Source organism: Puia dinghuensis, assembly GCF_014642875.1.
Classification (GTDB): Bacteria; Bacteroidota; Bacteroidia; order Chitinophagales; family Chitinophagaceae; genus Puia; species Puia dinghuensis.
In genome coordinates this window covers 301840-318127 of sequence record NZ_BMJC01000003.1, presented here as the reverse complement: position 1 = coordinate 318127, position 16288 = coordinate 301840, and the positions used below count along the sequence as shown (strand labels likewise).

The following is a 16288-nucleotide window of genomic DNA, read 5'->3' as shown; positions in this document are numbered from 1 at the left end:
AAATCACAAACGAAGATGAGCAAAACAAACATCGGCTGGATAGGCCTGGGCACCATGGGCGCTCCACTCGCACAACGACTCCTGGATGCCGGCCACCCGGTAACCGGCTACAATCGCAGCAAAGAAAAAGAGGCGGCCCTAAAGGCCGCCGGCGCTTCCATCGCCTCCACGCCTGCGGAGGCTCTCACCAACACCGACATCCTCTTCCTCATGGTCTCCGACGACCGGGCCATCTGGGATGTCTTCTCCGGCGACGACGGCCTGCTCAGCGCAAAAGCATCGGGGAAACTCATCATCAACATGAGCACCGTCTCTCCGGCCATCAGCAGGGATTTTGCCACCGTGTGCCGCGAACAGGGGAATGAATACCTCGACGCCCCGGTAAGCGGCAGCGTCAAGCAAGCCCAGGAAGGACAACTCGTCATCATGGTGGGGGGAACAGCCGCCGCCTATGCAAAAGCCACCCCCGTCCTCGAGTTGCTCGGCAAACTCGTGCTCCACATCGGTGACAGCGGCGCGGGCAACACCGCCAAGCTCGCTATCAACCTCCTGCTCAGCTTTCACGCGCAGGGCCTGGCCGAGGCGGTGATCTTCGCGCAGCATCACGGGATAAAGACGGAGGATTTTCTGACCATCATGAACAACGGCGCGCTGGGCAATGTCTTTGGAAAGATAAAAGGCGACGCCATCCTCAACGACAACTATAAGCCCGCTTTCGCGCTGAAGCACATCGTGAAGGACTTGCGCCTGGCGAAAGCGGAAGGCTGGAACACCCCGCTGGCCGAAGTAGCTTTCCAGAGCTTTCAGGAAGCACAGGCCCGTTTTGGCGAAGAAGATATCATAGCGATAAAAAAGCAGCTGGATGGCTAACCCGCTACGCCCTCGACGGCAGCCTCCCGCTGCACCCCCCGCCGGTGCCACACCGCCGTCTGGCGGCAAACAGTGAAAGCCGTTCCGCAAACCGCCAGGGCCGTAAAAAGACTCGACCATTCGGTTTCCGCCGTCGGCTTCCCGAAGGCGCGGGGCGCATGCATGATGAGTACCCAAAGCATAAACATAATTCCCAGCAACCCCGACGCCAGCGGAAGCTTCAGCCCGGTAAAAAAGCTGATGGCCGACAGTAGAAAAGCCGCGATCACGACATAGGACCAGAATACATGCCCCGGCAGCCAGGCGGGCATTAACGTCTGTATATAATCATTGTATTTGATGTGCAGCACCGCAAAAACCACCAGGCTCACCGCAAACAGGTATTGGCCCATAAGGGCCATGACATGCAAAGGTTTGTTCCATCCGGGGTCACCCATTCCCGAGTCGATGAGGTAAGCCGCGATGATAAAACCCCCGCTTCCCAGCATCAGCCCTTCGAACAGCGGTGACCATTCCAGGGGATTATACATGTCCCCCAGCAGCTTTGGCAGGTGCAAAAAAAGAAAGAAAACAAAGAAAAGACTCCCCGCCAGTGCTGCTGCAAGCCATTTCCGGCCCAGGAACAGCATTCCCACCGCTGCTATGAGAAACAGGATGCTACTCACTATCAGCCACAACGTCCGCAGCGGCAGGGTCGCCGGCACGGGGAACAACCCCGTCAGAAAATCCCGCGTCATCAACTGGGTGATGCCGAAGCCGATGAGCGCAACTGCATAGAGAAGGGGGCCCATGCCCGTTAATTTCTTCATAGTCCATGTTTTATGTTGAGTGACAGCGAAAGCAGGATAAAATTCAACCAAAAATCGCAGACCCCCGAACCACCACTTGTACATCTCCGTACAAGATGGTACAAAGGCAATAATTCTTACCTTCATCCCTTATGAAAGCACTCGTCACCGGCAGTGCCGGTCATCTCGGAGAAGCCATGGTCCGATCGCTCCAAAGTGTCGGGCAACCCGTACTCGGCCTCGACATCCAGGACTCGCCCTTTACACACTTTGTCGGCACCATTACCGATCGTGAAGTTGTCCGTGCCTGTCTCGCCGGTGTGGATACTGTTTATCATACTGCTACCCTGCATAAACCCCATGTCGCGACCCACAGCCCGCAGCAGTTTGTCGACACCAACATCACCGGCACCCTCCTTCTTCTGGAGGAGGCCGTTGCCGCCGGGGTAAAGCGTTTTGTCTTTACCAGCACCACCAGCGCCTTCGGCGATGCACTGATCCCACCCGTAGGTTCTCCCGCCGAATGGGTCACCGAGGGCACGCGGAGCATCCCAAAAAATATCTATGGGGTGACGAAGGAAGCTGCCGAAAATCTCTGCCAGTTGTACTATCGGAATTTCAAGCTCCCTTGTATCGTACTGCGGACCTCCCGCTTCTTCCCCGAGGACGACGACAATCAGAAGATGCGGGAGCAATTTAGCAGCGACAACCTGAAAGCAAATGAATACCTCTTCCGCCGTGTGGACATCGAAGACACCGTCAGCGCCCTCCTTGTCGCGGCAGAGAAAGCCCCCGAAATTGGTTTTGGAAAATATATTATCAGCGCGACAACCCCCTTCTCTCCTGCGGACGCCGCCCTGCTCCGCACCGACGCGCCCATGGTGGTAAAACGCCTCTTCCCTGAGTATGAAGAGGTCTATCGCGAGCGCGGCTGGAAAATGTTCCACGCCATCGATCGGGTCTATGACAACACCCTCGCCCGCACCGAACTGGGCTGGCAGCCTCGCCACGACTTTGGCAGCCTTCTCGCCCGTCTCCGCACCGGCGGTTCGATGCAAAGCCCCCTCGCCCAGCTCATCGGCTCCAAGGGATATCATGAAGAAGAATTCACGGAGGGCCCGTATCCCGTGCACTAATGACCCCGCTGCAAATCAGGCAAGCCATGCACCCGCCTACCCTCACCGTGGATAGGGAACCGGAATAAAGCTCAGCAACCCGATATTGCTGATATTGCTATAGTCATACTGATATAACCCATTATCTTCCACTATCAACAACCGCCCGGCGGAAGCGATCACATCATAAGCCTGACCCTGACCTGCCTTCGTCAGCAACTGCAGGTTGGCAGGGTCCTTGGCGTTATATATCTTCACCCCATCGCTGCCATCGCATACGAAGAGAAGATCGCCGTCCTTGCAAAGCCCCATCGGTTTTGTCATGGGGTAGGTCTTGAGCATTTGTGTCTGAGGAAGCTGCCGGATGCTGACTATATCCAGCTCGTTGCTGGATCCTCCGCAGGAAGTACCGGCATGGAGGGTGACATAGGCATAGCTGCTGTCTACTACCACCGGGTCACAGGCCCGGCCATGGGTGAATTCGCCTATTTCCACCGGCTTGGCCGGGTTGCTTATATCATAAATGAACACTCCTTCAGCTGAGCCCAGGAATAATTTATCCCGGAAGGGATAGATGGTCTCCAGGTCGTACCCGGCATACATTTGTTGAGAAGAAGAAAGCGCGGAAGGGTTGCTTACATTGGCCACTCCAAGCGAATGTCGTTCGGCGATAGCATAGAGATAATTATTGATCAATACCATTGAGGCCATAGAGCCTTGTGTGCCGGTAGCAGAAGTAGTGCTGGCTGAGGCAGAATAGGCAATCGGGCCCCCCATAATGCCGCCGGGACTGAGGTATCCTCCGGTGCGGTTGACGGATACCAGGGTATCCTTGGTTATCCAACCCGTTATTATCATACCATCAGGAGTGTTATAACCGTTAACCCATCGCCGGCCGGAAAAAAATCCCGGCAGCTGGCTGACGATGCTCACGTGGTGAGGATCGGAAATATCGATGGCCAGCAGGTCCTGGTACATGTCTGCATAGAGAATGTTCCCTTTGACAGCTATGTCCATATTGCCCGGGATGGACAGGAAGGCAATATGTCGGGGATGCCGGGGATCACTGTTATCAATAATAAAAATGCCTTTATTGGGCTCGCTGAGGAAGATGTATTGATCCTTTATGTAGATCTTACCGGCGGAGTCGATCTTTTCTGCCGGGTTGCCGTTGATAGCGGCCAGTATCCGGGATTTGTCCGAATACACCGGCCGGGAGATTATCATTCTTATGCTGTTGGATTTCTTGTCACAGCCGTTAAAGAGCAAGGGAATGGCAATTGCTGCAATCAGACAGCAATGGCCTAACGAGACAGTCTTTTTCATCGTAGGCAGGTTTGGTTCTTTGACAACGGGCGCGAAATAACCGTTGCATCAAACCGGATATATTTACGCTGTCTTGGGAAGTGAGCGCAGGGTAAAGGCATTAAAATCTCAGAAAAATTTGCGTAACTTAAAAATTACCTATAACTTTAGGTAACTAAAAAGTTACACAATATGCAAAACGAGATCAAACAAACATGGTCATTCCCTCAACCTCCACAAGAGGTTTGGGAATATCTTACCAAACCCGATCTATTGGAACAATGGCTCGGGAAAACAGATTTCCAACCAACAGTAGGACACAAATTCCGCTTCGTCAGTCCATACTGTAACGATTCTTATTGCGAAGTCCTGGAAGTAGTGCCATTCACCAGACTTTCCTTTTCCTGGCAAAAAAGATCACTCAAAGACGATAAGCCGTTTAACTCAAAAGTCGTGTGGACACTTGTTCCGAAACCGAACGGAACGGAATTGCAACTGGTGCATAATGGTTTCACCGCATTGGAAGACCTTGATGGTCACGACAAGGGATGGATCGCCTGCGCAAAGCAATTAGAAGAACTATTAAACACCGTCGAATCATGACCGCACAAACCCTTGACGTTTTCCAGGTAATTGCCGACCCCAGCCGGAGACAAATGTTGCAGCTGCTTTCAAAAGACAGCATGACGATAAACGCCCTGGCGGAAAACTTCGATATGAGCCGTCCTGCGGTTTCCAAACACATAAAAATGATGTACAATGCAGGCTTCATTTCTATCACGGACATCGGCAGAGAACGCCATTGCACGCTAAAGCAGGACGGCTTTAATGAATTGCAGGAGTTCATCAACTCTTTTGATAAGTTCTGGACAAACAAACTGAAAAAACTGGAAACAATTTTGAACAACAAGGCAAAAAACAAGATGAGATGATCATTACTGCCCAATCCTCCTCACATCTATCTTCGGCCCGCCCTTAGTCCGTAACCCTGCCTTATTCAAACTATACGTAAAGCCCAGTAAAAAATACCGGCGCAACACGTTATATTGCTCATCCACGATACTTCCCTGGTTGATGCTCCGCGAAATTCCCGTATTCCGGTCGAGCAGGTCCATTATACTGAACTTGATCTCGCCACGATCGTTCCGCAAAACATTCTTCGCAAGCGAAGCATTCCACAAAGGGGTCGTAGTATTATACCCATTCGTCCGCCCGGTATTGAACAGGATATTAAATTCATTGTGCAGCGACAACCGCCACGGCAGGTACCAGGTCGAATTCACCCCATAATTCTGCCGCATGTAGTTGGTGTTCAATGCCGGTTGTAAGGAATACTCACCGGTATTCAACGAGATCGACGCCGTCAGCTCTACGTCGAGGCGATCGTCCCGGTTGAAGCTAAAGGAGAACCGGGGCCCAACCGTTGTCGAGGTGATCCTGTTCCGCGCCCCATTTAAAAAGGAAATATTCTGCCCATAGGAAAAATAGCTTCCTATCTCCAGCCGCGAGGATAACTTCCGCAATGGGAAGCCCAGGTTGACATCGGCCACCAGATTCCTAACCCCATCCGTGTTCACCGGCGTGATTACCTTCGCCCCGGCGGGACTCACCGAATCGCTCTCCACGATGGCATTGGCGGATGCCGTATAACTCACCATCGTCATCAGGTTGGTTCGCCTGCCGGGACTGGCGGCGAGAAAAGCGATGGACGCCTGGTGACGATAGGTACGCTTAAGCCCGGGGTTGCCGGTGCGGATATTCAGCGGATCGCTGAGGTCGGCTACGGGCTGCAGCTGGATGACACTGGGCTGGGTCGTATAGGTCGAATAATCCAGCCGCAGGTTTTTCGCCCGGGTGAAAGCGTATTGCAACACGGCATTCGGCAACACATCGGTAAAGGACTGGCGTATCGTCTTTCCGTTGGAATTATCCATGGCGCTAAGCATTGCAGCCTGGACCGTGGCGCCTGCCGTAAGGGTCAGCTTCCCCTGGTTGCTCCTGAAACTAAGCCCGCCGCCCGAATAGCGATAGTCGCTGCTGAAGTCGTTACTCAGCACGGTATCCCGGTGATCATGTTTGCCCGTGCCCGGGTCGAAGTCAAAGGTCTGCCTGGTGCTGCTGCCGGTATTCGAGTTGTAGAACCCGCTGAATGCCATCAGCGACCGCCGGCCTATCGGCTCGGTATAGGTAATATTGCCACCTACACTCCGCGTAACGGCATCCCTTGTCGCATACTGGTTTATAGCCGAATCGGCTGTTCCGCCGGACTCGTAAAAGCGATTGTCGGAAAGCTGGTTGCCGGTGCTCGTGCTATGATTATAGGTGATGTTGAAATCTCCCGACACCGTTCTGCCTTTTTTGGCCAGCTTCTTCCTGATCAGCGCATCTGATGTAACATTAACCGCTGCCGGCAAGGTCTGTACGTTGTTATATCCATTGTTCAACAGCGTCCCGTCCGGCAGAGAACTAAGATAGGAGGAAAGCGCATTTTTGTTTGTATGCTGAACGGTTAGGGAAGGGGTCAATCGAAAAGAGAACGAAGAGTCCAGCTGCTGATCGAGGATAACATTCAACCTTTCCTGTGTCACGCTATGCACCGTATGGGCACTATCCAGCGTTGTGTAGGTATTTCCCGGTAACAGGTTCTGAGTAGCCGACTCCTTGTCGGTAAGCAGCCGGATATGACTCATCGTATAATTCGTATTCAGGCTGGTCCGGCCCCTGTCCCAGGTATTGTTATAATTCAAACCACCGGCTATCGTTGTCGCCACACCCTGCTGATCCTGGCCAAGCCCGGTTACCGGTAGCCCGTCGTTATTGCCCGGGTCACCCGCCTGGATATGGATCCCTCCGCCGCCATTCCGCATCCCCTGGGCAAGTGCGCCTGTAAAGTTCAGCACATCCATAAACGAGAATCCCTGGCGGTTGGTGTTATTGCCCATGGCCAGCAGCGATACCTGCTCATCGCCCTTGAAGTGATTGATATTGGTCTGTGCATCGGAAGCTCCGCTACCGCCCGAAGCCGTCACCTTTCCAAACAACGCGTTGTTACGGTTCTTCTTCAATTGCAAATTGATCGTCTTTTCACTGTTACCATCATCCACCCCCGTAAAACTCGCCTGGTCGCTCTTCCTGTCGTACACCTGCACCTTATCTACGGCATCGGCGTTCAAATTTTTCGTCGCCATCTTCACATCTCCCGTAAAGAACTCCTTCCCGTTGACCAGCACCCGGCGCACCGTCTGCCCATTCACCTTGACGGTGCCATCACTTTCTATCGTCACCCCTGGCATTTTCCGCAACAGGTCTTCCACTACGGCGTTGGGCTGGGTCTTGAAGTTCTCGCTGTTGAATTCCAGCGTGTCGTTATTCATCTCCACCGGTGGCCGCCTGGCGATAACATTCACATCCTGCATCCCGACGGGCACGAGCCTGATCGTTCCCGCCGCATACAGCCCTGAAAAAGCCGGCACGGGTGTCCACAAGGGTACATACCCGGCATAGGATAACGAGAGAAGGAAAGGACCACCCGAGGCACGGCTAAGCCTGAAAGCCCCACTGCTATCCGCAACCGCAAAAACGACGAGGACGCTGTCGGCGGCCTTTACAAGCGAAACGGTGGCATACGCCAATCCCTTACCCGAAGCGCTGTCTATTACCCGGCCGCTGATCACACCATCTTGCGAAAAGGCAAACCGGACACCAAAGAAAAAGAACAATAACAGTAGATTTTTGGACATAGGACACTTTTGTCCAAAAGTAGCAAGGCCCCGAAGCAAGCCGGGTTTATCAAGGTGGGTGAAAAGTTAAGCAAGGTTAAAATCCGGCGCGGCTGATCGCCTCGCCCTCACGGTAACACAAATCTATACCCAATCCCTTTTATCGTAAGTATCTCCACCCGCTCGTCTGCCTTCAGATAACTCCGCAGCTTGGTAATATACACATCCAGGTTGCGGCTGTTCAAAAACGAATCATTCCCCCAGATGGCCTGCAAAATATCTTCCCGTGCAATGACGTGGTCCCGATGGAGCCAAAGCTGCCGTAACAACTCGCTTTCGCGATAAGATAGTTTGCGCTCGACTTCGCCACCGGTCAACACCTGCCGGTTGAGATGAAAGACAAAATTGCCGATCATCAGACTCTGCGGCAATGGACCGGCTGCCGGCGAAGCGTCCTTCCGCACCCGCAAACAATTTTCGATGCGCACGATCAGTTCTTCCATGCTGAAGGGCTTACGGATATAGTCATTGCCCCCTGTTCGAAAACCTCTTACCAGGTCGTCCGTCTGCGTCTTGGCGGTAAGAAAGATGATCGGGACATCATCATTCCGGGCGCGGATCGCCTCCGCCACCTCAAACCCATTTCTGTCGGGCAGCATGATGTCAAGCACACAAATGTCCGGCATTCCATTCTCGAAGGCCGCGAGCACCCTGGCGCCGTTGGTCTCCATCAGCACTTCGAACCCCCGGCTCTCCAGCGTCTCTTTTACGATCTTCCCAAGGAAGATCTCGTCTTCAGCGTATAATACTTTGATCCTGCTCATGCCGCTGGTAGTTGAATGGTGAATGTGCTGCCCCGGCCCTCCTTGCTTTCAACCGTAATATGCCCTTCATGCCGGGTGATAATATGATGGACGTAACTAAGTCCTAATCCATAGCCCTTTATATTGTGATGATCACCCGAAGGCACCCGGAAGAATTTCTCAAATATCTTCTCCCGGTACGCCGCCGGGATGCCGATACCGTTATCTGCGACGGAAATCCGGACATCCTGTCCCTCACGAGCCAGGTGTATTGACAGCATGGGGCGTTCGCGGCTATACTTAATAGCATTGTCAAGCAGGTTGCTGATCACGCTGCCCAAGTGCATCCTGTCCGCCAGGACAAAAAGCCCTTCTCCACTGCAGGTCAGCTGCGCGACGGCCCCCGCTTTCTCCAGTGACAGCTTCATACTGGCCATTACTTCCGCCGCAAGCGCAGGCAGGTCGATGCGTTCGGGTTTAAGCTCTATCTGCCTGTTCTCAAAAAGCGATAGCTTCAGAACCTTATCGACCAGCAAGGACAACCGCTGTAGTTCCAAGGCGGAGATGTCGAGATACTCCTTTGCCCGCTCCCGGTCGTCCAACGCCCCAAAATGCCGCAGCGCTTCCACCGCAACCGTCACTGTGGAAATCGGTGTCTTCAGCTCGTGCGTCATATTGCTGATGAATTCGTTTTTGATGACGGCTATCTGCCGTTGCTGCACAAGGTTGCGGTAGAGGAAGACAAGGGACACCGTTGTAAACGTCAGCAACAGAATACCAACTATTATGGGCAGTCGAACTTTGTCGAGGATATAGACTGCAGGGCTCGAAAAAGTAGCCTGGTAGGCATAGGCATTGGACAGTCCTACAAGAAGAAAACCGGTCTTTAGTTCGTCGGCGCTTATCGGCCGCTCCAGGTCGGCTTCCTTCCCTGCTATCCGTTGCAGGACATAGGGAACGGTGATATTGTTCCGGAGCAGTTCCTTTTTATAGGCGCTGTCTATTTCTCCGATGGACAACGGCGGAGTGGCCGAATCCTTAGACGACAGGTAACGGATCACCAGCGGCAGTTCGCTATCCGGCCTCGGCGGAAGCACATCGCTCACACCAGGCAGCGGAAAGCGACCGTCATTCCGGTCTTCGGCTTGTATCGAAATAGCGAACCGCTGCTTATCCCGTCGCGTGACACTCCCCGGCGCCGAGTCCTTTAGCTGTATGACACTATCCAGCACATTCATCATAAAAAGATTGTTGCCAACTCCCGTTCTAAAGAAGGCTGTATCCTTTTTAAGGAAGGCCGCATTTTTTCGGAATCGCTGCATCTGCAAGGTATACACGACGTCGCGGAAGGCTACATTCGTTTCCTTCTTCAGGGTGTTCCATTCCTCGGTATACAGCTTCCGTAGCCAGTACCCCTGGAAAGCCGCAACCAGGACGATCGTCATGATCATCAGAAAGGCGGATAGCTTTAACTTTCCCGATCGCTTCACCATCCGGTAAAGATACGGCCGCAACACCGCTAAAATCATCCATTAACCTTAATTAACCTTAAATCAAGCTTCCTTAACGGCCTCACAGGATAATTTTGAACCAAAGCAATAAACATGAAAAAAGCCGCCGCTCTTCTACCCAGTTCCATCCGCGTCCTGCTGCCTCTTCTCTGCCTAACCCTCGCCCTCGCATCGCCGGCCCAACCCCGTCAGGGCAGTATCGTCTACGAGAAAAAGCTCGACGTCTACCGGCACATGCCGAAGGACGATCAGAACAGGGCCATGATCCCGCAGTTTCAGACTACTGTCTACGAACTACTGTTCAAGGACAGCATTTCTGTGTATAAGGCAATGCCAAAGGACGAGGCACCCGATCCCTTCGATAACAATTCCGGCGGTATGCACGTGATCTTCCGGATGACAGGACCCGGCGACGACGGAGCCTTCTACCGCAACTACAGCAGCGGCCGGCTGCTCGAAGAGACCATCCTTGCAGATAAAAAATACATCATCACCGACACTATTCCCCAGCAACCCTGGAAGCTGTCCGATGACACTACCACCATCCTTAACCATCTCTGTAAAAAGGCGACGCTCACCACCCCACGCGGAGAAAAAGTGGTGGCCTGGTACACCAGTGATATCCCGCTGCCCATCGGGCCCGACCAATTCAGCGGTCTGCCCGGCGCTATCCTTCAAGCAAACATCGACGAGGGGAGCATTCTCATCAGCGCAAAAGAGATACGCAGCAACGTCGACAACCGCGAGCTCAAAGCCCCTTCAGGCGGCCACCTCATTAGCCGTGCGGACTATCGGAAAAAGCGGGATGAGGTATTCGGTCCACCCGATGCCCAGGGCCGCCGGATCGATCGCAATTGACGGGCACGGCGTTTGCCTGATTAATTCCATGCGCTGGAGAAATCTAATCTTATACATCTTCCTGGCAGGGGCCGTCAGGCCCCTTAACACCTTTGCCCAGCATACCTTTGACGACCTTCCCGTCCATGATCCATCGGTTGTCTCCGTCCTGGACCCAAACGAAAATGCCGGAAAAAAGATCAAGGACAACATCTTCATCCTCGCCACCATTAATCGTTCTTACTGTTATCCCGGCGAGCAGCTGCTACTTACCTATCGCCTCTATACAGCCCTGCAAAGCACCTCCACCATTGCCGCCAAACCCTCCCTGGTTGGCTTCACGGCAAAAGAAAGCGGGCAGAAGGAGGAGCCCCTTCCCGAAAAAGAAATAAGCCGCAAACTGTATGACGGCTTCACCATCTGGCAGGTGTTGGTGACCCCCTTGCAACCCGGCGACGATACCATCGGCCCGCTGCTGGTCAACAATGACGTGAAGTATCTCGACGCCACTGGCAGACCCGGGCATTATTCGGGTGTGGTTGGCAGCAACAAAGTGATTATCCATGTGCGCCCCTTGCCCCCTGCCGGCAGACCATCGGATTTCACCGGCGCCGTAGGACAATGGCACATACACACTTTCCTTTCAACCCACTGGCTCGCAGCCGGTGAGATCGATACACTTTTGATGGAAATAGAAGGCTCCGGCAGCTTCGGCAACTTAACCCTGCCACCCATCCGCTGGCCTGCCGGCTTCCGGCATTTTGAACCCGTCGAGAGATGGCAACTCCGCGAAAACACCTTCCCACAGTCGGGAAAGAAGATCGTGGCCATCCCTTTCACCGCGTCTCACCCGGGGCAATACGTATTCCCCACCATAGCATTCACCTGGTTCGACCCAGCCGCCGGAAAATATGACATTGCCCATACCGACAGTTTGCCGCTGCAGGTGATTGGATCAACAGCAAAAACCACGGCCCACCATTCATCCACCCCTCCTACATCCTGGTGGCCGCAAGCCATCCTCATCTTTCTCCTGGCAGCCATCCTCACTCTCGTCCTGATCCTCCAAACAACAGCCCATAAAAACCCGTGAATTTCTCTAGCCACCACCCCGCAGCCATGTCCGTAGTCGCCGGATCCCGCGCCTGGCCTTGGACATCCCGGCTTTCATAACTGTCCTCATCGGACTCACCCTGATCAGGTACATGGAATAATTGTCCCAGGTTCGGTCGAGACAGAATTGTCCCAAAGCCTTCCCCAGGTCTTTCTCGCCAAGCTCATGCTGATGCAGGAGGAACAACAGATCGGCATCCGAAATATTTTCCAGCAACCCATCCGTGCAAAGCAGGAAATGATCATCCTCCCGGATATCCCCGATCCAATGTCCATCGGCTTCCGGCAACAATTCGTCTGCCCGAACGGCTTTTAACAGTAAATTCCGCTGTGGATGGCTTCGCGCTTCTTCTTCGGTCAACACCCCCTTCCGGAAGAGCGAGTCCACCAACGAATGATCTTCTGTCCGGAAAAGGATCTTATTCTTCCGGAGATGATATACCCGGCTATCTCCGCACCAGGCGATAAAAGCCCGGTCGTTAACCAGCTGCAACAGCGTAAAGGTCGTAGCCATATCCGTACTAAGACTCTTCAAGGTGGCGTACTCTACCAGCTTCAACCGCGCCGCCTCCAGCAACCCGTTGATCAACGGCAGCTCCACTTCGGATGGCGGTATCTTCAGCAACTCTTTCCCTACATACTCCGCAACGATCTTGCTGGCCACCTCCCCACTCTCTAATCCCCCGACGCCGTCACAAACGATAAAGACCTTATCGCGCGACGAAGCTCTTCCAGGCACGGGCCATAGATAGTCTTCTTGTTTTTTCTTGGCGCCCACTTCGTGGAGATAGTCGATTTGCGTGATCTGCATCATCCAAAATATTTTTGATTACCGGTCATTCTTCCAACAACCGTTTTTCATAGTCTATTCGCGCTGCCCTCGTAGCTGGCCGGATGCTGGAGATCAGCCAGCCGGAATTCCTGGTATCCCGTTCATAATTGTCTACCGTAAATATCCAGTCGTGCACCTGCAGGTAATGGTATCTGAGTTTTTTTACAGTGACAAACCTGATCCGGTCGTTCAACAACGCCTGGTAGAAACGGCCGGAATGCCGCCGTCGGAAGAACCCTTCATCGAAAAAAGCGGGTAGATATCGTTTGTCGGCAAGATCCCGGTCCAGCTCGGCAAAGTACGTATCATTGGCCGCAGGCTGGATGAAGCGTAACTTTCTCTCGGCCAGGGGTACCACCGGCGCCGTCGATTCCAGGAAAATGGTAAAATCCGGTTTGACGGCCGCTATCATCCACTGAGCGGTCCCATCCAGGTTTACCCGTAACCGAAGTATCAGGGTCGCTTCCACCGGCTCATTATTATACAGGAAACTGCAGATCGCTTCGGCGTACCACTTGTCCTGGAAAAAACGCAATGAATCCGGCCGGTGCGCATCGGTGGCCCGCCGGATAAAAAGGTCCATCTGCGCCGCATTCCAGTCCTGCGAATAATCGAATAAGCTGCGGATCAGTTCCGCCCGGCTCTTGTCCCACTTCCGGTGATGAGCAAGATAGTATTGACGAATGGTCGAATTAGGGTCATTGTTGAATCGGTGGATGAATTCATCCAACTGCATCACCTTCGTCACAAAAACAGCTTCCCTCGCGCCTTCGTCGTTGCTAAACACCTGAGCGTACACCGGTAGTGCCCATGAGAGCAGCAATATTGACAAACAACCAATGACCTTCAACGGGAGATAGCTCATGATAAATGGATAGTATTCCTAAAACCGGATTCTGTACTTGTTCGAATGGTTGAGGTCCTGCTGTCGCACGACAAACCGCCGGCTGAATTTCACCGGATCGCTGCCGATGGTTGTCGCCTGGATGGAATAATCTCCCGCATCGAGATACACTCTCATCTTCTTGCCGCTCTCCAGTACCCCAAAGGGTACATCATTGATATGAATAGCACAGGTTCGGGGTGTGCTCAGCAGCAATACGAATTTTGCAACCGCCTTCACCGGGCCCGGTGTGGCAGCCTTTTCTCCATTCGTTGCGCTAACGGTGGGGTCGGTTCGCATAGGCAGGGCGATATGCGGCGAATCTGGCTTCAACGGCTGGAGGTTCAATACCTCAGTCCATCGCCGGTTCTGCGAATTGATATAAAAGCCAATCGCCAGCAGCAACGTCGCCGAAATAACCGTGATGCGTAATCCCGTCGACCATCGCTTGTATACCTTCTTCTCTTCCCCAAGCTCCAGCTCAACGGTAGCCCCTCTCTCCCACGCCTCCATCAGCGTCACCGGCTCCGTTTCCATTTGCTGCGCCTCTTCGACTATCGGCGCGGCTTCTTCCGCCATCGGTGCGGCGTCTTCCGCCCGTTTTTCGAACCAGCCGATCAATTCCTCCGCCTGCTGTACCCGCTGCCGCGCATCCTTCACCAGGCAGCGCTGCACGATCTCGAGGAAAGGTTGCGGCAACGCTGCGATCTTGTCGGGCAACCCGGGCGCCATTATATTCGCCATGATCTCCTCGCTGCTGTCGATCTCACTGTTCTTGAACAAAACATCGCCGGTGATCACCTCGTAGATCGTAACCCCCAGCGCCCACAGGTCGAGGTTGTAGGATATCTTCTCCTCTATCCCATATTTCCTGGGATTCAGCTGTTCGGGCGCCATATAGGGGATCGAAACGACAAGCGCCGCAGCACTGTTGGTTGTCATCGAATCCGAGTACTTGCTCACCCCAAAATCCGTGATCTTGGCCACCGCACCCCCACTGTCCTCCTTGATCAGGATATTCGCGGGTTTGATGTCCCGGTGGATGATCCCGTTGCGGTGCAGATAGGCCAGCCCCTTCAATACGTCGTTCAACAGCTTTATCAACACTTCCGCCGAAGGGTGCGCCGTATAATATTGGAGCAGGTTGCCGCCATCCAGCAGTTCCATCACACAGATCTGTGTCACCTCCTTCTCACCCAAAATTGTCTCTTTTGTTATCTCCTCGATATCCAGGTAGCGGCAGATGTTGGGATGGTCCAGGTTGATCACCCGGCGAATCTCCGCAATGGGACTATACCGGTCGGCATACTCCCCGGGCTTATAGAACTTCAACGCCACCCAGCGGCCCAGCTTCTTATCAAAGGCCTTATAGACCCGGGAGAACCCGCCCCTGCCGATGAAGGACCGTCGTGCATCGTATTCATACCGGTTGAGCAGGGACTGGTTTTCTTTGCTTCGCTCCGCAACCTTCGCAACCACTGGAGCCACCATAACCACCGGTGTGTCCGCCGCCACCGGAGCCCCAGCCACATCTACCGCCGCCCAAACCTCCCCGGTCGGCGCATCCGTCTCCACAACAGGCACCAATGCCTCCTCCCCGACAGGTTCCGATGCTTCTTCCACAACCTCCGTCTCCTCTCTCGTCACAACCGGCTTCGCCAAGATCGGCTGAGCCAGCAACTCGAGCAATTCGCGAGTATTCTGCGGCCGGTGCTCCGCATGCTTGGCCAGACAACGCAGCACAAACGTATCAAACGGCGCCTGCAACCGCAGTATCTTCTCCGGCAGCCTCGGCGACAGGATATTCCTGATCACCTGCTCCCGGCTGTCCCCGGGCCGGTTCTTGAAAAGGACATCGTTGTTGGTCAGCGCTTCATAGACCGACAATCCAAGCGCCCAGAAATCGAGATGATACGAGACACTCCCATCGATGCCATACTCGCGCGCATTGAGCTGCTCGGGCGCCATCCGCGTCACATCGATCACCATCGACGACATTCGCGCATCCCTAAGCGAAGCCTTTCCCGACCCCAGCCCAAAATCCGTGATCTTCACCACCGGCCCCTGTGTGGTCTCCCCGACAAGCAGGTTAGAAGGCTTCAGCCGCCGGTGGACGATACGATGCGAGTGCAGGTATGTCAATCCGTAAAGGATATCCAGCACCATCCTGCGCAACAGCTCCGGCTGCTTACGGGCCTGGTAATAAGTGGCAAAATTCCCATCCGGCAACAGCTCCATCACACACACCTGCGACTTCTCCTCGTCGCCGGCCGCGCTGTCTTTTGTTATCTCCCCGACATGCAGATAACGGCAGATGTTGGGATGATCGAGGTCCTTAAACTTATTCACCTGCACAAACCCAAATTTTGAAGGGAGGTCAGTGGGCTGGTAGATCTTTACGGCCACAGGCAGATAGATCTGCGTGTCCATTGCCTTGTACACCCGCGTAAACTCACCTTTGCCGATGGCATCGGTGGCCGGATCATACTTGTAACGGTTGAATAATAGCATG

At 53.8% G+C, this 16288-nt stretch carries 14 protein-coding genes; 6 read left to right on the top strand and 8 right to left on the bottom strand.

Features of this window, described 5'->3' with window-relative positions; translation table 11 throughout:
• The first annotated feature begins 15 nt into the window (after positions 1 to 15).
• Positions 16 to 870 carry an NAD(P)-dependent oxidoreductase gene (locus IEY39_RS14685; RefSeq protein WP_188932829.1) on the top strand — a complete coding sequence of 285 codons (855 nt, stop codon included), beginning with the start codon at positions 16 to 18 and terminating at the stop codon, positions 868 to 870.
• Here IEY39_RS14685 and IEY39_RS14680 read toward each other — a convergent pair.
• The gene (locus IEY39_RS14680; RefSeq protein WP_188932827.1) at positions 867 to 1679 is read right to left on the bottom strand and encodes a hypothetical protein; all 813 of its coding nucleotides are present in this window, start codon (positions 1677 to 1679) and stop codon (positions 867 to 869) included. The genes IEY39_RS14685 and IEY39_RS14680 overlap by 4 nt on opposite strands.
• Positions 1680 to 1810: 131 nt before the next feature.
• On the opposite strand from IEY39_RS14680, the gene IEY39_RS14675 reads away from it, so the two are divergent.
• Positions 1811 to 2794 carry an NAD-dependent epimerase/dehydratase family protein gene (locus IEY39_RS14675; RefSeq protein ID WP_188932825.1) on the top strand — a complete coding sequence of 328 codons (984 nt, stop codon included), beginning with the start codon at positions 1811 to 1813 and terminating at the stop codon, positions 2792 to 2794.
• 42 nt (positions 2795 to 2836) lie between these two features.
• Here IEY39_RS14675 and IEY39_RS14670 read toward each other — a convergent pair whose 3' ends face one another.
• Positions 2837 to 4099 (bottom strand): LVIVD repeat-containing protein, encoded by a 1263-nt coding sequence (locus IEY39_RS14670; RefSeq protein ID WP_188932823.1) that lies wholly within the window; start codon positions 4097 to 4099, stop codon positions 2837 to 2839.
• A 171-nt stretch (positions 4100 to 4270) separates the two neighbouring features.
• Between IEY39_RS14670 and IEY39_RS14665 the strand changes: the two genes are divergently transcribed.
• On the top strand, positions 4271 to 4681 hold the full coding sequence (locus tag IEY39_RS14665) for an SRPBCC family protein (RefSeq protein ID WP_188932821.1): 411 nt from the start codon (positions 4271 to 4273) through the stop codon (positions 4679 to 4681).
• Positions 4678 to 5010, top strand: coding sequence for an ArsR/SmtB family transcription factor (locus IEY39_RS14660; RefSeq protein ID WP_188932819.1), 333 nt, complete (start codon positions 4678 to 4680; stop codon positions 5008 to 5010). Before IEY39_RS14665 ends, IEY39_RS14660 begins: the two co-directional genes overlap by 4 nt.
• 3 nt (positions 5011 to 5013) lie before the next feature.
• Here the strand turns inward: IEY39_RS14660 and IEY39_RS14655 are convergent, their stop codons facing one another.
• From IEY39_RS14655 to IEY39_RS14645, 3 genes are all read right to left on the bottom strand, one after another.
• Positions 5014 to 7818, bottom strand: coding sequence for a TonB-dependent receptor (locus IEY39_RS14655; RefSeq protein ID WP_188932817.1), 2805 nt, complete (start codon positions 7816 to 7818; stop codon positions 5014 to 5016).
• 107 nt (positions 7819 to 7925) lie between these two features.
• The gene (locus IEY39_RS14650; RefSeq protein WP_188932814.1) at positions 7926 to 8621 is read right to left on the bottom strand and encodes a response regulator transcription factor; all 696 of its coding nucleotides are present in this window, start codon (positions 8619 to 8621) and stop codon (positions 7926 to 7928) included.
• Positions 8618 to 10093, bottom strand: coding sequence for a sensor histidine kinase (locus IEY39_RS14645; RefSeq protein WP_188932812.1), 1476 nt, complete (start codon positions 10091 to 10093; stop codon positions 8618 to 8620). The genes IEY39_RS14650 and IEY39_RS14645 overlap by 4 nt, the downstream gene beginning before the upstream one ends.
• Positions 10094 to 10204: 111 nt before the next feature.
• On the opposite strand from IEY39_RS14645, the gene IEY39_RS14640 reads away from it, so the two are divergent.
• Entirely contained in the window at positions 10205 to 10969 is a 765-nt protein-coding gene (locus IEY39_RS14640) for a GLPGLI family protein (protein WP_188932810.1), read from the top strand.
• A gap of 28 nt (positions 10970 to 10997) precedes the next feature.
• Complete coding sequence (locus IEY39_RS14635) at positions 10998 to 12041, top strand: BatD family protein (protein ID WP_188932808.1); 1044 nt, start codon at positions 10998 to 11000, stop codon at positions 12039 to 12041.
• 6 nt (positions 12042 to 12047) lie between these two features.
• Here IEY39_RS14635 and IEY39_RS14630 read toward each other — a convergent pair whose 3' ends face one another.
• From IEY39_RS14630 to IEY39_RS14620, 3 genes are read right to left on the bottom strand one after another with little or no spacing between them, the layout of a single operon-like run.
• Complete coding sequence (locus IEY39_RS14630) at positions 12048 to 12875, bottom strand: PP2C family protein-serine/threonine phosphatase (protein WP_188932806.1); 828 nt, start codon at positions 12873 to 12875, stop codon at positions 12048 to 12050.
• Between the two features lie 22 nt (positions 12876 to 12897).
• Positions 12898 to 13758 (bottom strand): hypothetical protein, encoded by an 861-nt coding sequence (locus tag IEY39_RS14625; protein WP_188932804.1) that lies wholly within the window; start codon positions 13756 to 13758, stop codon positions 12898 to 12900.
• Between the two features lie 18 nt (positions 13759 to 13776).
• A complete protein-coding gene (locus tag IEY39_RS14620) occupies positions 13777 to 16287 on the bottom strand; it encodes a protein kinase domain-containing protein (protein WP_188932802.1) in 2511 nt (836 codons plus the stop codon).
• Between the last annotated feature and the right edge of the window lies 1 nt (position 16288).